The sequence below is a fragment of the Arthrobacter sp. PM3 genome, from assembly GCF_003352915.1.
Taxonomy (GTDB): Bacteria; Actinomycetota; Actinomycetes; order Actinomycetales; family Micrococcaceae; genus Arthrobacter.
This window is the reverse complement of record NZ_CP022314.1, coordinates 3,824,215-3,845,764: the sequence shown is the minus strand read 5'-3', so window position 1 is coordinate 3,845,764 and position 21,550 is coordinate 3,824,215. Positions and strand designations below refer to the sequence as shown.

Annotated in this window: 23 protein-coding genes; 17 read left to right on the top strand and 6 right to left on the bottom strand. The window is 69.0% G+C overall.

Annotated features, from left to right (window positions below; all coding sequences use genetic code 11):
- The first annotated feature begins 38 nt into the window (after window positions 1-38).
- The 17 genes from CFN17_RS17565 (at window position 39) to CFN17_RS17485 (ending at window position 14,277) form a co-directional block, all read left to right on the top strand.
- Window positions 39-1,121, top strand: coding sequence for an amidohydrolase family protein (locus tag CFN17_RS17565; RefSeq protein ID WP_208748990.1), 1,083 nt, complete (start codon window positions 39-41; stop codon window positions 1,119-1,121).
- An 80-nt stretch (window positions 1,122-1,201) separates the two neighbouring features.
- Window positions 1,202-2,071, top strand: coding sequence for a VOC family protein (locus CFN17_RS17560; protein ID WP_208748989.1), 870 nt, complete (start codon window positions 1,202-1,204; stop codon window positions 2,069-2,071).
- A gap of 868 nt (window positions 2,072-2,939) precedes the next feature.
- Complete coding sequence (locus tag CFN17_RS17555; protein ID WP_208748988.1) at window positions 2,940-3,380, top strand: hypothetical protein; 441 nt, start codon at window positions 2,940-2,942, stop codon at window positions 3,378-3,380.
- A 230-nt stretch (window positions 3,381-3,610) separates the two neighbouring features.
- The gene (gene rpsP, locus CFN17_RS17550) at window positions 3,611-4,036 is read left to right on the top strand and encodes a 30S ribosomal protein S16 (RefSeq protein WP_208748987.1); all 426 of its coding nucleotides are present in this window, start codon (window positions 3,611-3,613) and stop codon (window positions 4,034-4,036) included.
- Window position 4,037: 1 nt separating this feature from the next.
- On the top strand, window positions 4,038-4,280 hold the full coding sequence (locus tag CFN17_RS17545) for an RNA-binding protein (protein ID WP_018773450.1): 243 nt from the start codon (window positions 4,038-4,040) through the stop codon (window positions 4,278-4,280).
- Between the two features lie 109 nt (window positions 4,281-4,389).
- Window positions 4,390-4,989: a ribosome maturation factor RimM gene (gene rimM / locus CFN17_RS17540; protein WP_208748986.1), complete on the top strand. Its 600-nt coding sequence runs from the start codon at window positions 4,390-4,392 to the stop codon at window positions 4,987-4,989.
- On the top strand, window positions 4,990-5,811 hold the full coding sequence (gene trmD / locus CFN17_RS17535) for a tRNA (guanosine(37)-N1)-methyltransferase TrmD (RefSeq protein WP_208748985.1): 822 nt from the start codon (window positions 4,990-4,992) through the stop codon (window positions 5,809-5,811). It abuts the gene before it with no gap.
- Window positions 5,812-6,042: 231 nt separating this feature from the next.
- Window positions 6,043-6,402 (top strand): 50S ribosomal protein L19, encoded by a 360-nt coding sequence (gene rplS, locus CFN17_RS17530; protein ID WP_146337296.1) that lies wholly within the window; start codon window positions 6,043-6,045, stop codon window positions 6,400-6,402.
- 126 nt (window positions 6,403-6,528) lie between these two features.
- A complete protein-coding gene (lepB, locus tag CFN17_RS17525) occupies window positions 6,529-7,209 on the top strand; it encodes a signal peptidase I (protein ID WP_208748984.1) in 681 nt (226 codons plus the stop codon).
- A complete protein-coding gene (lepB, locus tag CFN17_RS17520) occupies window positions 7,210-8,070 on the top strand; it encodes a signal peptidase I (protein WP_208748983.1) in 861 nt (286 codons plus the stop codon).
- A gap of 10 nt (window positions 8,071-8,080) precedes the next feature.
- The gene (locus tag CFN17_RS17515) at window positions 8,081-8,746 is read left to right on the top strand and encodes a ribonuclease HII (RefSeq protein WP_208748982.1); all 666 of its coding nucleotides are present in this window, start codon (window positions 8,081-8,083) and stop codon (window positions 8,744-8,746) included.
- Between the two features lie 46 nt (window positions 8,747-8,792).
- A complete protein-coding gene (locus CFN17_RS17510; protein ID WP_018773443.1) occupies window positions 8,793-9,119 on the top strand; it encodes a DUF2469 domain-containing protein in 327 nt (108 codons plus the stop codon).
- Between the two features lie 116 nt (window positions 9,120-9,235).
- On the top strand, window positions 9,236-9,592 hold the full coding sequence (locus CFN17_RS17505; protein ID WP_208748981.1) for a YraN family protein: 357 nt from the start codon (window positions 9,236-9,238) through the stop codon (window positions 9,590-9,592).
- On the top strand, window positions 9,593-11,140 hold the full coding sequence (locus tag CFN17_RS17500) for a YifB family Mg chelatase-like AAA ATPase (RefSeq protein ID WP_208748980.1): 1,548 nt from the start codon (window positions 9,593-9,595) through the stop codon (window positions 11,138-11,140).
- A gap of 69 nt (window positions 11,141-11,209) precedes the next feature.
- Complete coding sequence (dprA, locus tag CFN17_RS17495) at window positions 11,210-12,397, top strand: DNA-processing protein DprA (RefSeq protein ID WP_208748979.1); 1,188 nt, start codon at window positions 11,210-11,212, stop codon at window positions 12,395-12,397.
- Between the two features lie 48 nt (window positions 12,398-12,445).
- A complete protein-coding gene (locus tag CFN17_RS17490) occupies window positions 12,446-13,414 on the top strand; it encodes a tyrosine recombinase XerC (RefSeq protein ID WP_395925502.1) in 969 nt (322 codons plus the stop codon).
- 359 nt (window positions 13,415-13,773) lie between these two features.
- Window positions 13,774-14,277, top strand: coding sequence for a DUF3145 domain-containing protein (locus CFN17_RS17485; RefSeq protein ID WP_208748978.1), 504 nt, complete (start codon window positions 13,774-13,776; stop codon window positions 14,275-14,277).
- Window positions 14,278-14,411: 134 nt separating this feature from the next.
- On the opposite strand, the gene fabF is transcribed toward CFN17_RS17485, so the two are convergent.
- From fabF to aceE, 6 genes are all read right to left on the bottom strand, one after another.
- Entirely contained in the window at window positions 14,412-15,647 is a 1,236-nt protein-coding gene (fabF, locus tag CFN17_RS17480; RefSeq protein WP_208748977.1) for a beta-ketoacyl-ACP synthase II, read from the bottom strand.
- A 171-nt stretch (window positions 15,648-15,818) separates the two neighbouring features.
- Entirely contained in the window at window positions 15,819-16,064 is a 246-nt protein-coding gene (locus CFN17_RS17475; protein WP_208748976.1) for an acyl carrier protein, read from the bottom strand.
- Window positions 16,065-16,188: 124 nt separating this feature from the next.
- Complete coding sequence (locus CFN17_RS17470; RefSeq protein WP_208748975.1) at window positions 16,189-17,250, bottom strand: beta-ketoacyl-ACP synthase III; 1,062 nt, start codon at window positions 17,248-17,250, stop codon at window positions 16,189-16,191.
- Entirely contained in the window at window positions 17,247-18,176 is a 930-nt protein-coding gene (locus CFN17_RS17465; protein ID WP_208748974.1) for an ACP S-malonyltransferase, read from the bottom strand. The genes CFN17_RS17470 and CFN17_RS17465 overlap by 4 nt, the downstream gene beginning before the upstream one ends.
- An 87-nt stretch (window positions 18,177-18,263) precedes the next feature.
- A complete protein-coding gene (locus CFN17_RS17460; RefSeq protein ID WP_315968638.1) occupies window positions 18,264-19,508 on the bottom strand; it encodes a CdaR family transcriptional regulator in 1,245 nt (414 codons plus the stop codon).
- Between the two features lie 198 nt (window positions 19,509-19,706).
- A partial coding sequence (gene aceE, locus CFN17_RS17455) for a pyruvate dehydrogenase (acetyl-transferring), homodimeric type (RefSeq protein WP_208748973.1) occupies window positions 19,707-21,550 on the bottom strand: 1,844 nt, incomplete at its 5' end.

The following is a 21,550-nucleotide window of genomic DNA, read 5'->3' as shown; positions in this document are numbered from 1 at the left end:
CGGACCGCGGATGGCCGCCCGGGGCTAGGCTTTAAACCATGACCGGCATCATCGAGTTCAGCGGCCCCGTCCTCACCGGCCCGGCCACCGTCCGCCACGGCCTCTGGTCCGTCGACGGGCTCCTGACGTTCCGCCGGCCCGCTGCCGCGCCGGACCACGTGCTCGACGGCTGGGTCATCCCCGGCCTCGTGGACGCCCACTGCCACATCGGCCTCGGACCGGACGGCGACGTGCCCGAGGACACTGTCGAGGCCCAGGCCGTGACGGACCGCGACGCCGGGACGCTGCTGGTCCGCGACGCCGGCGCCGTCCATGACACCCGGTGGCTCCAGCAGCGCACCGACCTGCCGCGGCTCATCCGCGCCGGCCGGCATATCGCCCGCACCCGGCGCTACCTGCGGGGATTTGCCGTCGAAGTGGAGCCTGAAGGACTGGTCGAGGCCGTGCGCAAGCAGGCCCTCGCAGGAGACGGCTGGGTCAAACTGGTAGGAGACTGGATCGACCGCGACGCCGGCGACCTCGCCGCCGGCTTTCCCGCCGGGACGGTCAGGGACGCCGTCCGGGCCGCGCACGATGAAGGGGTCCGTGTCACCGCGCACTGCTTCGCCGAGGACACCCTCGATGACATGCTCGACGCCGGGATCGACTGCATCGAGCACGGCACCGGGCTGCTGCCGCGTCACCTGCCGCGCTTCGTGGAGCAGGGCGTACCCATCGTCCCCACCCTGATCAACATCGCCACCTTCCCGGACATCGCCGCCAGGGCGGCGCCCAAGTTCCCGCGCTACGCCGCGCACATGCGCTCGCTGTGGGAACGGAGGGCCGAGCGGATCCTCGAAGCCCACGAGGCCGGGGTGGCCATCTACGCCGGCACGGACGCCGGCAGCGTGATCCGGCACGGACGGATCGCGGACGAGGTCCGGGCCCTGCACGCCGCGGGCCTGACGGCGGCCGCCGCGCTCGACGCCGCCAGCTGGTCGGCGCGGACCTGGCTCGGGGCGGACGGGATCGCCGAAGGGGCCAGCGCCGATGTCCTGGTCTGCGCCGAGGACCCGCGGCAGAACCTTGGCACCCTGGCGGAGCTGCAGCACGTGGTGCTGCGGGGGCTCCTCATCCGTTAGGAATAAATTGAAGCTTCAAGTAATTTAACTCTATGCAAGACCGCCGAAGTCCGGTGGCTGCAGAACCCAGGAGAGTTTCGATGACTGCAGAAGCCCAGGATCTCCTTCCTGCCGCACTCACCATGGGCACCGTGATGCTCAAGGTCGGCGACATGAAGGTCATGACCGATTATTACCAGCGCGCCCTCGGCCTGGACATCGTGGCCGAGCAGGACGGCGGGCTCTACCTGGGCCGCCGGCAGAAGCCGCTGGTGCACCTGGCCCCGGCGCCCGGGCTCAATATCCCCTCCCGCGGCGAGGCCGGACTCTTCCACACTGCCCTCCTGTTCGAGGACCAGCCCGCCCTGGCCGCCACCGTAGCCAGCGCAGCCCGGTACGAACCCCTGTCCTTCACCGGCAGCGCGGACCACCTGGTCAGTGAGGCCTTCTACTTCACCGACCCCGAGGGCAACGGCGTCGAACTGTACTGGGACCGGCCCCGCGAGGCATGGTCCTGGGAGGGCAAGAGTGTTGTCATGGACAGCCTTGCCCTCCCGCCGCAGCGCTACCTGGAGCAGCACCTGACCGAGGAATCCCTGTCCGGACAGCATCAGGCCGGCGCCGGCGTCGGGCATGTCCACCTGCAGGTCGGCGACGTCCAGTCTGCGCACGACTTCTATGTCGGGACGCTCGGCTTCGAGAAGACCGCGGGCTGGCACGGCCAGGCGCTTTTCGTCTCCGCCGGCGGCTACCACCACCACATGGCCATGAACGTATGGAACAGCCGCGGCGCCGGACCGCGGCAGGACACCCTGGGCCTGGGTGAGGTGCTCATCGAAGTCCCGTCCGGCGACGACGTCGGTGCGCTCGCTGACCGCCTCAAGGTCGCCGGCATCGACTCGCACCACACCGGCGCCGAACTGCGCTTCGATGACCCCTGGCGCAACCGGATCCGCGTCGCCGTCCGGTAGCCCGGGAGCGGCCCCCATTCCAGCCCCTCCCGGGTAACGGGACATGCTCAGTCCCGGGCCCTCGCAGCGGACATGCTCAGTCCTGCGTCCCGGCCCGGAGGACATGCTCAGTCCTGGGGCCTCGCAGCGGACATACGGGCGTTATGTCCAGCCTGCGCGGCCAGCGGAGGGCATGTCCCGGGGAAATCGGGTGGAGCAACAGGGCATGTCCAGTGGTCGGGGTGCCATAGCTGGGCGCGTCCTTGGAAAGTCCCTTCGTGGGGGAGGACATGTTCAGTGGTCGCGGCCGGGGGGCATATCCCGGAGGAATCGGCTGGCTTGGCGGAACACGGACGGCGGCCCCACGGCCCGGGGAGAGCATGCTCGATGGTGGCAGTCGGGTGCGGCATGTCCACTTGAGTCCGGGTGATGTGAGGCCCTGGAATGGGCATGCTCCCCGGTGGCCGGCGAAGGCTTTGAGCATGCCCATTTTTTATGCCGGGGACCGGACATGGCGGAATTATGCCCGGTGGCCGCAGCCAAGGGGGCGCATGTCCAGTGGCCGCGCCCGAGGGAGGGGCGCATGTCCGGTGGCCGCAGCCCAGGGGCGCATGTCCAGTGGATGCGCTCGAGGGAGGGGCGCATGTCCGGTGGCCGCAGCCAAGGGGGCGCATGTCCAGTGGATGCGCTCGAGGGAGGGGCGCATGTCCGGTGGCCGCAGCCAAGGGGGCGCATGTCCAGTGGATGCGCTCGAGGGAGGGGCGCATGTCCAGTGGGTGCGGCCAGCGGAGGGCATGTCCGCGGGGGTGGAGCGGGTCGGAGCGGTTAGGCTGAAGCGACGGACGAACAACAGCGGCCCCGCGCCGCAGGACCCTGAAGGACCAGCTCTATGGGATTCACCGAAATCTTTGTGTCCACCACCCACAAGGACGCCCTCAAGCGCGCCGAGGCACTCGAAGGCGGAGCCGCGGCCGCACCGGACGCCGTCAGGATCGAGGACATCAGCGACTTCGAGGTGGAGCGGCTCGGCGACCTCGCCGGAGTGGCCGTGCACGCCCCGGGCGCCGACTATGAGCTCGCGATGGTGGACGTGGCCAGCGATTCGCTGCTCGGCGTCCCCGCCGCAATGGTCCGCACCCTTGCCGAACTGCTCAGCTACGAAACCGAGGGTGAAGGCGACGTGCTGGATGAAGTTTCCGCCAACTGGGCCGCTGAAGAGGACATGCCCTTCGGTGCCGACGAGGCCCGCGGCTACGTCCGCCGGATCGCGGAACTGGCCGCCGGAATCGACCCCGCCACCAAGTCCGGGCTGTATGTCTGGACTTCCTGACCCGTCCGCGCCGACGGCCCGGGCTGCCGGCCCGGGCGGCGCAAAGCGGCGCCGGGGCCGTGTCAAGTCGAAATCGCGCCGGTGATCTGGCACAATGAACAGGTACTCGATCTGCGCGGCCCCTCTCTCCGCGTCCTGATCTTGTCCTTTAGAACCCCCTAGTACGGCCCGCCCCACGGGTGCAGAACGCCGGGCTCGACCCCGTTTCAGAAACAGGAGTGACCACAAAAGTGGCCGTTAAGATTCGCCTTAAGCGCTTCGGTAAGATGCGCGCACCGTACTACCGCATCGTCGTCATGGACGCACGCTCCAAGCGTGACGGCCGTGCCATCGAAGAGATTGGCAAGTACCACCCGACCGAAGAGCCCTCGTACATCGAGGTCGACTCGGACCGTGCCCAGTACTGGCTCGGCGTTGGCGCACAGCCGTCCGAGCAGGTTTCCGCGATCCTCAAGATCACCGGTGACTGGCAGAAGTTCAAGGGTCTCCCGGGCCAGGAAGGCACCTTGAAGACCAAGTCTGCCAAGGCTGACTTCGTTGCCCCGGAGAAGGGTTCCGTGATCATCCCGGAAGCCATCACCAAGAAGGCCAAGAAGGACGAAGCTGCCGAGGCTCCGGCCGACGCCGCCGAAGCAGAGACCACCGAGGCTGAGTAAATTGCTGGCAGAAGCGCTCGAACACCTGGTCCGCGGGATTGTTGACAGCCCCGAGGACGTCAAGGTCAGTGCGAAGAACAACCGCCGAGGGGAAACCCTCGAGGTGCGCGTTCATCAGGACGACCTGGGACGGGTGATCGGCCGGCAGGGCCGGACCGCACGCGCATTGCGCACTGTGGTTGCGGCGCTGGCGGATGGCGAGCCGGTCAGGGTCGACGTCGTCGACACGGACCGCCGCCGCTAACGCGTTCAGCACTACTTGTCTTTAGCCCGGCCCCTTCACCAGATAATGGTGGAGGGGCCGGGCTGTTTTCCGCCCAGACCCCCACGACAAAACCCGAACAGAGGAACAGATGCAGCTCCAGGTGGCACGAATCGGCAAACCCCACGGCATCCGCGGCGAAGTGACCGTCCAGGTGCTGACCGATGCGCCCGGCGACCGCTTCGTCCCGGGGACCCGGTTCATCGTGGAACCGGCCTCCTCCGGGCCGCTGACGGTCTATAGCGCCCGCTGGAACAAGGACATCCTGCTCCTGGCCTTCGAGGAGGCCGAGACCCGCAACGACGCCGAAGCCCTCCGCGGCGCGAAGCTGTTCATCGAGACCGAAGAGATCGATGAGGACGACGACGAAGGCTGGTACGAGCACGAGCTCGTGGGCCTCGACGTCCGCCTCGGCAGCACCGTGGTGGGCAAGGTCTCCGCGCTGCACACGATGCCCGTCCAGGACCTGCTGGTGGTCACCACGGCCGACGGCCAGGAAATCCTGGTCCCGTTCGTCGAGCAGATCGTGCCCGAGGTCAATGTGGGGGAGAAGTACGTCGTGGTCACCCCGCCGCCGGGCCTCTTCGAGATCAACGCCGAGGACTCCCCCGGGATCCCGGGTGCCGCTTCCGGGGGCACGGACGCCGAGAGCAATGACGCCGGGGACACGAACACCGGGAGCAACGCGTAGATGAGAATCGACGTCGTTAGCATCTTTCCTGAATACCTTGCCCCGCTGGAACTGTCCCTGATCGGCAAAGCCCGGCAGGACGGCCTGCTGGACCTGCGCGTCCACGACCTCCGCGAATTCACGACCGACCGGCACCGGACCGTGGACGACACCCCTTACGGCGGCGGGGCCGGCATGGTCATGAAGCCCGAGCCGTGGGCGCAGGCGCTCACCGCGGTGGCGGCGGGACGGGCCGCCGCGGAAACCGGGTCCGGCGCGCCCGGCGCCGCCGGCAAGCCCGTGCTGATCGTCCCGTCCCCGGCCGGCGAGCGGTTCACCCAGGCCACCGCGCACCAGTTGGCGGAAGAGGACCAGCTGGTTTTTGCCTGCGGCCGCTACGAGGGCATCGACGAACGGGTCTTGGAATGGGCCGCAGACCACTTCACTGTGCGCCCGATGAGCCTGGGGGACTACGTCCTCAATGGCGGCGAAGTCGCCGTCCTGGCCATGGTGGAGGCGATCGGCCGGCTGCTGCCCGGTGTGGTCGGCAACCCCGAATCCCTCGTCGAGGAGTCCCACTCCGACGGGCTGCTCGAATACCCCGTCTACACCAAGCCCTCCATCTGGCGGGACCGGGAGGTTCCGGCAGTGTTGCTCAGCGGCAACCACGGCAAAATCGCCCAATGGCGCCGGCACGAACAATACCGGCGCACCGCCGAACGCCGTCCGGACCTCCTTGCGGAGTTCGACGCCGGCGGGCTGCCCCGCGCGGACCGCGCGGCGTTCGCTGACCTCGGGTACGACGTCGTCGACGGCCGCCTCACCCGCCGGCCCGGCGTTTGACCAGATTGGGCTAACCCGCACCTCATGTGGCAAAATTAGTCCTTGTGCCTGCTGGGTTGCGAACCTGCCACAGGGGGAGCGCCACCAACAGCCCGGCACCCCGGTCCCGTCAATTCCTGACAGGGCCGGATTGACAAACTTTCGGCGGAAATTTCCGGGCGGCGCCTGCCCCCGGGCTTGGCCGCCGTAACCCAACGTGAGTGACCTGTGGCGTTCACCAGGAGTGGATCAATGCATATCCTCGATTCCGTAGATGCAGCCTCGCTGCGCACCGATGTTCCCGAGTTCCGCGCGGGTGACACCATCAAGGTTCACGTGAACATCATCGAAGGCAAGAACTCCCGCGTCCAGGTCTTCCAGGGCTTCGTCCTGGGCCGCCAGGGCGACGGCGTCCGCGAAACCTTCACCGTCCGCAAGGTCTCCTTCGGCGTCGGCGTGGAGCGTACCTTCCCGGTGCACTCCCCGATCATCGACAAGATCGAGCTCGTCTCCAAGGGTGACGTGCGCCGCGCCAAGCTTTACTACATGCGTGCACTGCGTGGTAAGGCCGCGAAGATCAAGGAAAAGCGCGACTTCCAGACCGCCAAGTAAGCCTGCCGGGTTCCACCACAGGCTTAGCCCGCGGGTCCACGGACCGTACCCGGTACGCCCTCCGGCGCGCCGAAGCTATCCGCAACAGCGCACATCAGTTCACCACAGCGCCAAGGGATACGGAACATGGAACAGCCAAAACGCCAGCACGGGAAACCGGGCTGGCGTTTTGCGTTGCTGGCCCTGGTGCTCGCCGTGGCCATCAGCGCCGTGGTCCGCTCCCTGTGGCTGGACGTCTACTACATCCCGTCCGCGTCGATGGAACCGCTCCTGCGCACCGGGGACCGGATCCTCGTGGCGCGCACCGTCGCCCCGGCGGCGTCCCTGGCCCGGGGCGACGTCGTGGTGTTCGACGGCCGCGGCTCGTTCGCGCCGCTCAACAGCGGCAACGGGCCGGTGGTGGATACCCTGGCCGAAACCGGACGCTGGCTGGGCCTGGCCGGCAGTGACACCACGTACGTCAAACGCGTCATCGGGCTGCCCGGCGACCGCGTGGTGTGCTGCGACGCCGGCGGCCGGCTCACAGTCAACGGCCAGCAAGTTACGGAACCCTATCTGTATCCGGGGGACAGCCCCAGCCAGACAAAGTTCAGTGTTGAGGTCCCGGCCGGCCGGCTGTGGCTCATGGGCGACCACCGTTCCGTGTCGGCCGATTCCCGCAGCCTGCTCGGCGCTCCCGGCGGCGGCATGGTGCCGGTGGAACGCGTCATTGGCAGGCCGGTACAGATCATCTGGCCGCTTGATAGATTTGCAGCAGTAGCGCGGCCTGAACCGGCCGTGACAACGACGACGACGAACGGACAGTAGATGCCCGACAGCGAACCGCGCTTTCCTGATCCGCAGGGCCAGGACCGACCCCGGGCGGCCCACGCCGAACCGGAGCACGCGGGACCGGCGCAGGCGGGGCCAGCGCAGGCGGGGCCGTCCCATGCGGGACCGGCGCACGCGGGCGGGTCCTCGCGGCGGGCCAAGCGCGCCAAAGCCCGGGAAGGGCGCAGCCCGCTCTTCCTCTGGCTGAAGGAAGTGGCCACCGTTGTCGTCGTCGCCGTCGTGCTGTCCTTCCTGATCAAGACCTTCCTGTTCCGGGCCTTCTACATCCCGTCCGAATCCATGGTCAACACCCTCGATGTCAACGACCGCATCTTCGTCAACCTCCTCGTGCCGCAGCCCATCGCGCTCCAGCACGGGGACGTGGTGGTGTTCAAGGACAGCCAGAACTGGCTGGCCCCCGCAGCGCAGAAAGCCAAGGGGCCCTTCACCTGGGTCCAGGACGGGCTCACATTCGTCGGCCTGCTCCCGGACAACTCCGAACAGCACCTGGTCAAGCGGGTGATCGGGCTGCCCGGTGACCACGTGGTCTGCTGCGACGCCGGCGGGCAGCTTACCGTCAACGGCGCGCCCCTGGACGAGAAGTACATCAACCCGGCCGAGATCCCCCAGGTCCGCGACTTCGACGTCGTCGTGCCCGCCGGCAAGGTCTGGGTCATGGGCGACAACCGCAACCACTCCGCCGATTCCCGCGCCCACATGGACACCAACGGCGGCTTCGTCAACGAATCCGACATCGAAGGCAAGGCTGCCGTCATCGCCTGGCCGCTGAACAGGATGGCGGCCCTGGACAACTATCCGGACGTGTTCCGGAGCGTGCCCGCCCCGACCGGAAAGTAAGCCACCCGCCATGTCCGCCGCCCCCACCCTCGACTACGAACGCCGCTTCCGGAACTCCGGTGCCAGGCTGCTCGCCGGCATCGACGAAGTCGGCCGCGGTGCCCTCGCCGGCCCCGTCAGCGTGGGGATCGCCGTCGTGGACCTCGAACGGCAGAAGCTTCTGACCGATGTCCGGGACAGCAAACTGCTCAAGGTGGCCGACCGGGAACGCCTGGTGCCCGTGGTCCGGAAGTGGAGCGTCGCAGCCGCGGTCGGACATGCGTCCGCCAAGGAGATCGATGACCTCGGCATCATCGGCGCCCTCCGGCTTGCCGGCAACCGCGCCTGGTTCGCCGTCCTTGCTGCCGGCGTCATGCCCGACGTCGTCCTGCTTGACGGCAGCCACAACTGGCTCTCGCCCGACCGGCAGCCTTCGCTGTTTGACGATGCGCCCGCCGAAGCCGGCTGCGACGCGCCGGTGCACACCCTCGTCAAGGCCGATATGCAGTGCCTGAGCGTCGCGGCGGCCAGCATCCTCGCGAAGGTGGAGCGCGATGCCATGATGGGCGAGCTTCACACCGCCTATCCGGCTTACGGCTGGGACGAGAACAAAGGCTACGGCACGGCCGCGCACAAGGACGCGCTGCGGACCGCCGGCCCCTCGCCGCACCACCGGGTCAGCTGGCAGCTGCTCTAGCGCGTGCGTGGCGCACGGCCGGCGCCGGATGGTGCAAGATGGAACCATGAGTGCCGAGGACCTTGAAAACTATGAGACCGACATGGAGCTGCAGCTATACCGCGAATACCGCGACGTCGTCGGACTGTTCAGCTATGTGGTCGAGACCGAGCGGCGTTTCTACCTTGCCAACCATGTGGATTTGCAGGCCCGCAGCGCCGACGGCGAGGTCTACTTCGACCTGACCCTGCAGGACGCCTGGGTGTGGGACGTCTACCGCTCCGCCCGGTTCGTCAAGAGCGTCCGCGTCATCACGTTCAAGGACGTCAACGTCGAGGAGCTGCCCCGCAGCGAGGAGCTCGCGCTGCCCAAGGTCGAAGACCTGGGCAACTGATTTCCCTGTCCCTCGCCTGGTCCCGCGACCGAGCCCTTCGCCTGGTCCCGTCGGGGTTTTCCACATAGCCAAAGAGGACCCTGTGATCCTGCCGCCCGTCGCTCCACGCTGGAGGCATGAGAGCTAAGGATGTGTTGGGCCGGCGCGGGGAGGACATCGCGGCAGGCTATCTTCAGGCGCAGGGCCTGCGGATCGTCGAGCGCAACTGGCGGTGTCCCGAGGGCGAGATCGACATCATCGCGTTCGACGGCGACGCCCTGGTCATCGCCGAGGTGAAAACCCGGAAATCCCTCGCTTACGGGCACCCCTTTGAGGCCGTCGGAGCGGACAAACTTGCCCGCCTCCACCGCCTGGCAGCGGCCTGGTGCCGGGTCCGCGGGATGGGCATGCCGCCCCGCCGCGTGGACGTGATCGCCGTGCTCGACGACGGCACCGGCGAGCCCGCCGTCGAACACCTCAAGGGGGTGGGCTAGGTGGCGCTGGGCCGGACCTACTCCGTGGCCCTCGTCGGCCTGAACGGCTACATCGTGGAGGTCGAGGCCGACATCGGCCAGACGCTCCCGGCATTCGTGATCCTGGGCCTGCCGGACGCCTCGCTCAACGAGGCCAAAGAACGGATCCGCTCCGCGGCGCACAATTCCGGGATCCCGCTCAGCCGCCGGAAGATCACGGCCAACCTGATCCCGGCCTCGCTGCCCAAACGCGGTTCCGGGTTCGACCTCGCCATCGCCATGGCCGTGCTGCTGGCCGCCAACGACATCCGGCCCACCGGACGGACCGTCTTCATCGCCGAGCTCGGCCTGGACGGCCGGCTCCGGCCCGTGCGGGGCGTGCTTCCTGCGGTCATGGCCGCCGTCCGGGCCGGGTACCCTGATGTCGTCGTCGCCCGGGCCAACGCCGCCGAGGCGCGGCTCGTCCCCGGCGCGCGGGTCCGCGGCTACGCGACGCTCGCCCGGCTGGCGTTCGACTGCGGGGCCGATCCGCAGGACCTGGCACTTGACTTCGAACCGCAGCCGGAGGACGGCGAGGACCCCGGCGCCGGCACGGGTCCCGCGCCGGAGCCGGATATGTGCGACGTCTCCGGCCAGGCCGCGGGCCGCCAGGCCCTGGAAGTGGCTGCCGCGGGCGCCCACCACATTCTTCTGACGGGGCCGCCCGGCGCCGGGAAGACCATGCTGGCCGAGCGGCTGCCCGGGCTCCTGCCCGACCTGGGCGACACCGAGGCCATGGAGGTGACCGCCATCCACTCGCTGTGTTCCCTGTCGTCGGTGTCCGTGCAGCTGCTGCGCCGGCCTCCCTACGAAAACCCGCACCACACCGCCACCGCCGTGGCCATTATCGGCGGCGGTTCGGGGCTGCCGCGGCCCGGAGCGGCGTCCAGGGCCCACCGCGGTGTGCTGTTCCTCGACGAGGCGCCGGAGTATGACCGCGGGGTCCTGGACGCGCTGCGCCAGCCCCTGGAAAGCGGTGAGCTCGTCATTCACCGTTCGGGCGGCGCGGCGGCTTATCCCGCGCGGTTCCAGCTGGTCCTCGCCGCCAACCCGTGCCCCTGCGGGAAGGCCACCGGCAAGGGTGTGGACTGCATCTGCACACCGACCATGCGCCGCCGCTACCAGGCCCGGATGTCCGGGCCCTTGCTGGACCGGGTCGACATCCAACTGGAGGTCGAGCGTGTGTCGCTCGCCGGGTTCGGCCAGCCGGCAGCGGAGGAAGGTACGGCCGCCATCGCCGAACGGGTCCGCGAGGCCCGGAACCGCCAGCTGGACCGCCTGCTGCCTTTCGGCCTGGAGACGAACGCGCAAGTGCCGGGGCGGTTGCTGCGCGGGGCACTGCGGCTCGAGGCCCCCGCAACCCGCATCCTGGACTACGCGCTGGAACGGGGTGTCTTGACGGCACGCGGCTACGACCGCGTGCTGCGCCTGGCCTGGACCCTTGCAGATCTCTCCCGGCACGACGCCCCGGACGCGGACGACGTCGGACAGGCGCTCGGACTGCGCCAGGCCGGCACGGTGTCCGCGTGAGCCCGGCACACATCCCGGCCCCGCACGAGCCGGCCACCAGTATCTCCGCCTCCACGGAAGGACTCTCCCATGAGCGATGACGAACGGACGGCCCGGGCGGCATTGTCCCGGCTGTTCGAACCGCAGGACGCGGCGGCCCTCGCCCTGGTGCAAGCGGCGGGCGCGCAGGACGCCCTGAGGATTGCCAGCGGGCGGCTGGCGGCCGGCGTCCACCTCGAGCAGGAGATCACCGCAATACTGGCGGCATGCGGGGCCGGCAGTAGCTGGCCGGGACTGGGCGCGGCGCTGCAGCGGTGGGCGACGCGCCTGCCCGATCTCGCGCCCGAGCGGGACCTGGCGACCATGGAACGGCTCGGCGGCCGTCTCATCATCCCCTCGGACGAGCTGTGGCCTCCGCAGCTGGCCGACCTCGGCCTTCAGGAGCCGTTGTGCCTCTGGTGGCGCGGCGTGGAACAGGAACTCCCCGCCGTGGCCCGGGCCATTGCGCTGGTGGGTTCCCGGGACAGCACGAGCTACGGTGCGTCCGTGACGGCGGACCTCGCCTATTCCCTGGCCCAGCGCGGGTTCACCATCGTCTCGGGCGGCGCTTACGGCATTGACGCCCATGCCCACCGGGCGGCCCTGGCCGGAGGTGCCGGCGGCATGCCCACCATCGCCGTCATGGCCGGGGGAGTGGACCGGTTCTACCCGTCCGGTAATGAGGATATGCTGCGGGCGGTCGCGGACCACGGTGCAGTCCTGGCCGAGGTCCCGCCCGGCTCCGCGCCCACCCGCTACCGGTTCCTGCAGCGGAACCGCCTCATCGCGGCGCTGGCCTCCGTGACGGTGGTGGTCGAGGCCCGGTGGCGGTCCGGTGCCCTCAACACGGCACACCATGCCGAGAGCCTGGGCAGGGCCGTGGGGGCCGTGCCTGGATCCGTCCACAGCGCCAATTCCGCCGGCTGCCACCGGCTGCTGCGCGAGGGCGGCGCCGTGTGTGTCACGGATGCGGGGGAAATCGCCGAGCTCGCCTCCCCGAGCGGGGAAGCCCTGGCCGCGGAGGAAGCGGGCCGGGCCGAGGTCCAGGACGGGCTCACCCTCGAGGACCTGATCCTGCTCGATGCCTTGCCCCTGCGGACCACGAGCTCGGTCGAGAAGCTGGCCGCGGTGGCCGGCCTCAGCCCGGATGCGGTCCGCGCCGGACTCGGCCGGCTGGGGCTGCTGGGCCTGGCCGAAGCACAGCGGGGCGCGTGGAAACGCTCGCCGAAGGCGGACTGAGACGATGGGCTGCACCCGGATGACGCGGCGCGCCGGGAAGCTCCTTGAATGCCGAAGGAACACTGCCACAGTAGGAAGGTGCCTACACAGGATCTTCCCGCCCCGCTGCCCTCGGCCCTACGCGACGCCGCCCACAGTTTCGGCCGCTACCTGGAAGCTGAGCGGGGACGCTCCGCCCACACGGTGCGGGCCTACCTTTCGGACGTCGAAAGCCTCCTCGTCCACGCCGCGACGGAGGGCGTGCAGGACCTTGCGGGGCTGGAACTCGGGACACTGCGTCGCTGGTTGGGCGCCCAGAGCGAGTCCGGAAAGTCCCGGGCCACCCTGGCCCGCCGCGCCGCCACCGCGCGGGCCTTCACCGCCTGGGCGGTCCGGGAGGAGCTGATTGAGGCCGACCCCGCCCTCCGGCTCAAGGCCCCGAAGCGGGAGAAGTCGCTCCCGGGTGTCCTGCAACAGCAGCAGGTTAGGCGGCTCGTGAACGACGCAGAAAGCGCCTCGGCCGAGGGAGAACCGTTGGCCTTGCGCAACCGGGCCATGCTGGAGCTCCTGTATGCCACGGGTGTCCGCGTCGGCGAGCTGGCCGGTATGGACGTCGATGACCTCGACCCGGACCGCAGGACCCTGCGGGTGCTCGGCAAGGGCAACAAAGAGCGCACGGTGCCTTACGGGCTGCCGGCGGCGCTCGCGGTTGACGACTGGCTCCGCCGCGGCCGGCCGGCGCTCGCCGCCGATGGCAGCGGCCCGGCGCTCTTCCTGGGCGTGCGGGGCGGCAGGGTGGACCAGCGACAGGTCCGCAGCGTCGTCAAGGACATGCTGGATAACCTGGGGGACACCGCCGCCACCGGGCCGCACGCCCTGCGGCACTCGGCGGCCACGCATCTGCTCGACGGCGGGGCGGACCTGCGTGCCGTGCAGGAAATCCTCGGCCACAGCAGTCTTGCCACCACCCAGATCTACACCCATGTGTCCGTGGAGAGGCTCCGACAAAGCTACCGGCAGGCGCACCCCCGGGCCTGAAGGGTGCTCCGCCGCAGGCCACCCGCGGCCCCCGCCCGCAGGCCGCCCGCGGCCGCGCCGGACGCCTTCGTGCTGCCTGCCGGTGGCCCGACGAAAGGCCGCAGCGCCCCTGCGCGGCGCGCCGGAAAAGACGCGCCGAATCGCACTGGCGTAATTAGGAGGGGTAGGGCAGAATGAAACTCACGCCCGGGAAGTTTCAAGTTGAGCTTGAAGCTGGAATGCTTCATGTCCCAGCTTGGAAACCGGTTGTATATTAGTACTTTGGCAGGGACCGCAGGCGCATTTTCGGATCCGCGCAACGGACAGACATCCAGGCAGAGGTCGTTGGGGAAGACGTACCTACAGCTATGGAGGATGGAATGTCTGTTGCACTGACCCGTGGTGTGTTGTTCATTCACTCGGCCCCGACTGCTTTGTGCCCCCACGTGGAGTGGGCCATAGGGTCAGTCGTGGACAAGCGGACGGACTTGGAGTGGACCGCTCAGCCTGCCGCGCCCGGAATGTTCCGGGCCGAGCTGTCGTGGACCGGAAAGCCGGGCACGGGGGCTCAATTGGCGTCCGCTCTGCGCGGCTGGGCGCACCTGCGCTACGAAGTCACCGAGGAACCCAGCCAGGGGGTCGACGGGGGACGCTGGTCGCACACCCCGGAGCTCGGGATCTTCCACGCCACCACGGACGTCCACGGCAACATCATGGTTTCCGAAGACCGCATCCGCTACGCCTATGAAACCGGCGCCGGCGACCCCTCGGCCGTCTACCACGAACTCTCGCTCGCCCTGGGCGAGGCCTGGGATGAAGAACTCGAACCCTTCCGCCACGCGGCGGAAGGCGCCCCGGTGCGCTGGCTTCACCAGGTCGGCTAAGAGCCGGCCGGGCGCCCCACCGCAGCAGTCCTCCACAGCAATTCCATAGCCAGGCGCCGAAACGACAGATGGCGGCAATGTTCGTGAAGAACATTGCCGCCATCTGTCATCCCGGCGGGGGAAGGGCCGCGGTGTTAGACGCTGCGGATCGCGATGACGGCGTTGTGGCCGCCGAAGCCGAAGGAGTTGCTCAGCGCCGCGATGCTGCCGGCGGGCAGGTCGCGGGCCGTTGTGACGACGTCGAGCGGGATTTCCGGGTCTTGGTTCTCCAGGTTGATCGTCACGGGTGCCTTGCGCTCGTGGACCGCCAGGACCGTGAGGACGGCTTCGACGGCACCGGAAGCGCCCAGCAGGTGCCCCATCTGGGACTTCGTGGCCGAGACGGCGACGTTGTCCACGTGGCTGCCCAGGGCCGCTTTCAGGGCGGTGTACTCGGGCTTGTCGCCGACCGGGGTCGAGGTGGCGTGGGCGTTGACGTGCACGATGTCCTCGGCCTGGATCCGGCCGTCGAACATGGCAGCCTTCAGGGCACGGGTCGCGCCGAGGCCCTCCGGGTCCGGGGCGGTGATGTGGTAGGCGTCGGCCGTGACCGAGGTTCCGGCGAGCTCGGCGTAGATCCGGGCCCCGCGGGCCAGGGCGTGCTCCTCGGCCTCGATCACCAGGGCACCGGCCCCTTCACCCATGACGAAGCCGTCGCGGTCGCGGTCGTAGGGACGGGAGGCGTGCTCAGGGTCATCGTTGCGGCGGGAGAGCGCCTGCATGGAAGCAAAGGCGGCGATCGGCATCGGGTGGATGGCGGCTTCGGCGCCGCCACAGACCACGACGTCGGCCTTGCCGGAGCGGATCAGGTCCAGTCCCAGGTGCACGGCTTCGGTGCCGGAGGCGCAGGCGGAGACAGGGGTGTGGGCGCCGGCGCGGGCACCGAGGTCCAGGCTGACGGCAGCCGCGACGCCGTTGGGCATCAGCATGGGCACAGTCATGGGCAGGACACGGCGGGGGCCCTTTTCGCGCAGGGTGTCCCAGGCGTCCAGCAGGGTCCAGACGCCGCCGATCCCGGTGGCGAACGCCACGGCGAGGCGGTCGTGGTCGATGTCGGTGATCCCGGCGTCGGCCCAGGCTTCACGGGCGGCGATGACGCCGAACTGGGTCGACGGGTCCATGCGCTTGGCTTCGACCCGGCTCAGGACCTCCAGCGCCGGGGTGGAGGCGCGTGCAGCGAAGTGCACGGGCAGTTCATACTTTGCCACCCAGTCGTCCTCAAGCGTGTGCGCGCCGGAGACGCCCTTCAGCGCGTTCTTCCACATCGTGGGGACATCGCCGCCGATGGGTGTGGTGGCACCCAGCCCGGTAATGACTACTTTGCGTGCCATGGGATCACTCTCTGTCGGTGCGCTTGCCGGGTCCGGACCCGCGAACGGGGCGGCCGGGGCCTGCGTAGGGAAAACTCTGTGGTCGTGCACTTGATGGCTGCGGTCCGGTCCGGGCGCTGATGTGCCGCCCGGACCGGTCCGCGGAGTCCGCCGGAAGCGGCGGGACCAGGCTTAGGCCTGGGCGTTGGAGATGAAGCTGACGGCGTCGCCGACGGTCTTGAGGTTCTTGACCTCTTCGTCGGGGATGCGGACGCCGAACTTCTCTTCGGCGTTGACGACGATGGTCATCATGGAGATGGAGTCGATGTCCAGGTCCTCGGTGAAGGACTTGTCCAGTTCGACAGCCTCGGGGGCCAGGCCGGTCTCTTCGTTGACGATTTCAGCCAGGCCGGCCAGGATTTCTTCGTTGCTAGCCATTGGTGGCTCCTTTTCTTGGTTGGTGCCCCCGGCTGCCGGCGGGATGCCGGCCGCCGTCGGCGGAAATGATTCAAGCCGAGGGTTCGGCTTGGTGCGGGTTTCGTTTGGGGAAAGCGGTGGCTGCCTAAGGAAGCACGACCACTTGGGCGCCGAACACCAGTCCGGCTCCGAAGCCGATCTGCAGCGCCAGCCCGCCGCTGAGCTCGGGGTTTTCCTCGAGCAGGCGGTGGGTGGCCAGGGGGATGGACGCCGCTGAGGTGTTTCCGGCGTCGGCGATGTCGCGGGCGATCTTGACGGTCTCGGGCAGCTTGAGCTTCTTGGCCATCTCGTCGATGATCCGCATGTTGGCCTGGTGCGGGATGAAGGCGGCGAGGTCCTCGGCCCGGACGCCGGCGGCGTCGAGGGCCTGCTGGGCCACCTTCGCCATTTCCCACACGGCCCAACGGAAGACCGTCTGGCCGTCCTGGCGCAGCGTGGGCCACAGCGACGCGTCGGTCACGGCGGCTTCCTCGTCGCTCACGGCGGCACCGTGCTTGCCGGTCAGGGCGAGCTCGCGGATGTCCAGCATCGAGTGGGTCATGCCGATGGCATCCCACTTGCTGCCGTCCGAACCCCAGACCGACGGGCCGATTCCGGGCGTATCCGAGGGGCCGATCACGACGGCACCGGCGCCGTCGCCCAGCAGGAAGGAGATGGTCCGTTCCGTGTTGTCGATGACGTCGGAGAGCTTTTCGGCGCCCACGACCAGGACGTAGTCGGCCGCGCCGGAACGCACCAGGGCGTCACCCTGCGCGATGCCATAGCAGTAGCCGGCGCACGCGGCGGAGATGTCGAACGCGGGGGCCGGTGTCGCGCCGATGCGGTCGGCGAGGCTCGCGGCGGCGGACGGGGTGGCGTAAGGATGGGTGACCGTCGAAACGATCACCGCGCCGAGCTGGGAGGCTTCGATGCCGGCCTTCCGGAGCGCCTCACGGCCGGCGGCCTCGGCCATGTCGATCACGCTGACATCGGCGGGGGCGCGGTGCCGGGTGATGATGCCGGTGCGCTGGCGGATCCATTCATCCGACGAGTCGATCCACTGGCACACGTCCTCGTTGGTCACGATCACGCTGGGCCGGTAGGCGCCGACACCCAGGATGCGGGTGTTTTCCTGCACGGGCGCCTGCTTCAGAGTGGGAACGCTCATTCCCCTCCCTCCAGTTCTGCAAATAGGGCCAGGGCCGCGGAAAGATCGTCCGGGGTCTTGACGGTGACGGTCTTGACGCCGGGCATGCCGCGCTTGGCGAGGCCGGCCAGTGTGCCGGCAGGCGCCAGCTCGATCACGCCGGTCACGCCGCGCTGCACCATCGTCTCCATGCAGCGGTCCCACCGGACCGGGCGGGAGACCTGGGCGATGAGGCTGTCGACGGCGGCGCCGCCTTCGGTGACTTCCGCGCCGTCGAAGTTGGACAGCAGCGGGACCTGCGGGTTCCGCGGGTGCAGCGACGGGCGCAACGCCTGCAGGGCTGCGCCCGCGGGGGCCATGTGCGAGGTGTGGAATGCGCCTGCGACCTTCAGCGGGATGACCCGGGCCTTGGCCGGCGGGTTCTCGGCGAGGGCCTTGAGCTGCTCCAGTGTGCCGGCGGCCACGATCTGGCCCGCGCCGTTGACGTTGGCGGCGGTGGCGCCGGAGGCCTCGATGGCGGCCAGGACATCAGCCGGTTCTCCGCCCACGACGGCGCTCATGCCCGTCGGCGTGGCGGCAGCGGCGGCGGCCATGCCATTGGCGCGTTCGCGGACAAACGTCATCGCTTCTGTTTCCGTCAGCACGCCGGCCAGCGCGGCTGCGGTGATTTCGCCGACGGAGTGGCCGGCGAGGATGACCGGCAGGGTGCTCAGTTCGACGTCGAACAGGGACTTCGCGGCCACGAGGCCGGCGGCGACGATCAGGGGCTGCGCGACGGCAGTGTCCTTGATGGTTTCCTCATCGGAGGTGGTGCCGTGGGCGGCGAGATCGATGCCTGCTATTTCGCTGAGGGAGGCCAGAAGGCCCGCTATGGGTGGCAGTTCCAGCCAGGGGGCCAGAAAACCGGGGGTCTGGGAGCCCTGTCCAGGGCAGACGATTGCAAGCACGTAACCAGCTTTCCAAATTACCGCGTGAACATTGGTGTTTTCATACACCAAGCTCACTGGGTCAGTTTGTAGGAAGTCTACAATGGATCAGGAGCCGTTGCGGGGAGGCTGCCGCTCGGCCGGGGCCTTCGGGGGAGTCGAAAGCCGGCCCACCACGAGGGCAGTCTGGAGCACGAACGCCTCCCGCGGCAGGAGCGGATCCCAGCCGGTGACGTCGCAGACGCGCTTGAGCCGGTAGCGCACGGTGTTGGCGTGGACGAAGAGCTCACGGGCCGTCGCCTCCAGCGAATGGCCCAGTTCCAGGTAGGTTCCCAGCGTCTCGACGAGCCCGTTGGAGGCGGCCAGCAGGGGGCGGTAGATGTTTTTGACCAGGGAGCGGCGGGCGGCGTCGTCGCCGGAGATCACGCGCTCCGGGAGCAGATCATCGGCCGCCACGGGGCGCGGCGCGGAGGGCCAGGCGCGGGCCGCCGTCAGGCCGGCGAAAGCCGACTGGGCCGAGCCGCTGGCCTCGAGGAGGGAACCGGCCTCCGGGCCGTAGACCACGGGACCGGGGGCGAAGAGTTCGCTGAGTTTCAGGTATGCGGTCTCCCGGTCCTGGACCCCGCCCAGGATGAGGATGAGCCGGTCGCCCTGGATTCCCACGAGCGCGTCCTCGGCGAAGCGCCCCGCGGTGCGCCGCAGTTCGCTGACGTAGCTGGCGCTCGGCTCAGAGGGGGAATTGCCCACCATGACGGTGAACCGTTCCTGCGCCTTCCAGCCCAGGGCCGCGATCCGGGACCGCAGCGCGTCGGTGTTTTCGCCGCGCAGGATGGCGTCGACAATTAGCGCCTCCAGCCGGGTGTCCCAGGACCCGCGGGATTCCGCGGCGCGGGCGTAGACGTCGGCGGCCGCGAAGGCGACCTCCCGCGAGTAGCGGAGCACCGCTTCCCGCAGGGCTGACTGGTCCGCTTCCGGGGCGATGACCGGGACCTGGTCCTCGACGACCTCCACGACGATCCGGATGAGCTGCAGCGCCTTCTGGAGGCTGATGGAGCGGGTCAGTTCGGTGGGGGCGGTGCCGAAGACGTCGGACAGGATCCACGACGGCGAGCTCGGCCTCTCATACCAGGTGACGAAGGCCGCGATGCCGTTCTGCGCAACCATGCCCAGGGCGGAGCGCTCGTCCGAGTTCAGCCGGCTGTACCACGGCAGCGACTTCTCCAGCTGGCGCAGCGTTGTCGTGGACAGCTGGCCCACGCTGGCGCGGAGCTTCTTGAGCGTCTCGGCCTTCTCCGGAGTCATCGCCCGCGAGGTCGGCTTGCGTTTTTCTGGAGTGGTGATCGGCTCGGCCATGCATCGAGCATACGGGGCGCGCCGCCCAAGCTCCATTTGTGCAAAGGCTACAACTGCGGTTGTCCTGTGTCACAAGTGTCCGCAGCCGCCCGCCGCGGGGCACTTTGGGATTAAACGCCCGACGGCGGCCCCCACCTTTACGGGGGAACCGCCGTCGGGAACGGCTGCCGGGCCGCCCGGCCCGGCAGGGACGGCCGCTCAGGAGTCGCCGCCCGCGTTGCCGGTGGTGCCGGCGTTCACGTTGAGCAGGCGGTACTTCTCGATCGCCTGGGCCGGGGCCTGGGCGTCGACCTCTCCGCGCCGGGCCAGCATCTGCAGGGAACGGACAACCACGGAGTGGACGTCGTTCTTGAAGAAGCGGCGGGCTGCGGCGCGCGTGTCGGAGAAGCCGAAGCCGTCGGCTCCGAGTGAGGCGAACTCGTTCGGGAGGAACTGGCGGATCTGGTCCGGGACGGCCTTCATGTAGTCGGTGACGGCGACGATCGGGCCGGTGGCGCCGGCGAGCTGCCGGGTGACGAACGGGACGCGGGCGGGCTGGCCGGGGTTGAGGAAGGCTTCCTCTTCGGCGGCCATGGCGTCGCGGCGCAGTTCGCTCCAGGAGGTCACGGACCAGACGTCGGCGGAGACGCCCCAGTCTTCGGCGAGGATCCGCTGGGCTTCGAGGGCCCAGGGCACGGAGACGCCGGAGGCCAGGATCTGCGTGCGCGGGCCGTCGATCTTGGCCGGCGCGAGCAGGTAGATGCCCTTGGTGATGCCTTCGACGTCGAGCTCCGCCGGGGCCGCCGGCTGCGCGATCGGCTCGTTGTAGACCGTGATGTAGTACATCAGGTTCCGGTCTTCCGAGTCCGGGCCGTACATCCGTTCCAGGCCGTCGCGCATGATCACGCCGATCTCGTAGCCGTAGGCGGGGTCGTAGGTGACGACGGCCGGGTTGGTGGCGGCGAGGATGGGGGAGTGGCCGTCGGCGTGCTGCAGGCCTTCACCGGTGAGGGTGGTGCGGCCGGCGGTGGCGCCGATGATGAACCCGCGGGTCATCTGGTCCGCGGCGGCCCAGAAGGAGTCGCCGGTGCGCTGGAAGCCGAACATGGAGTAGAACACGTAGATCGGCACGAGCGGCTCGCCGTGCGTGGCGTAGGCGGTGCCGGCCGCCGTGAACGCGGCGACGGAGCCGGCCTCGTTGATGCCGGCGTGCACGATCTGGCCGGAGATCGACTCCTTGTAGGCCAGGACGAGGTCCCGGTCCACGGAGAGGTAGTTCTGGCCGTTGGGGTTGTAGATCTTCGCCGTCGGGAAGAACGCGTCCATGCCGAACGTGCGGGCCTCATCGGGGATGATCGGCACGATCCGGGAACCGAAGTTCTTGTCCCGCATGAGGTCCTTGAGCAGGCGGACGAACGCCATGGTGGTCGCGGCCAGCTGCTTGCCGGACCCGCGGTTGGCGACCTCGTAGGCCTTGTCGTCCGGCAGCGTGATCTCGGTGTGCTTGGACCGGCGTTCGGGGACGAAGCCGCCGAGGGCGCGGCGGCGTTCCATGAGGTACTGGATTTCCGGGGCGTCGGGGCCGGGGTGGTAGTACGGGGGCCGGTAGGGGTCGGCTTCGAGCTGGTCGTCGGTGATGGGGATGCGCAGGTGGTCGCGGAAGGCTTTGAGGTCCGCGAGGGTGAGTTTTTTCATCTGGTGGGTCGCGTTGCGGCCCTCGAAGTGGGTGCCCAGGCCGTAGCCCTTGACCGTGTGGGCCAGGATAACGGTGGGTTTGCCCTTGAACTCGGTCGCGGCCTTGTACGCGGCGTAGACCTTGTTGTAGTCGTGGCCGCCGCGTTTGAGGTTCCAGATCTGGTCGTCGGTGAGGTCCTGGACCAGTTCCTTGGTCTGCGGGGTCTGGCCGAAGAAGTGCTCGCGGACGAACGCGCCGGATTCGGCCTTGTAGGTCTGGTAGTCCCCGTCGACGGTCTCGTTCATGATCTTCACCAGCGACCCGTCCCGGTCCTTGGCCAGCAGGTCATCCCATTCCCGGCCCCAGACGACCTTGATCACGTTCCAGC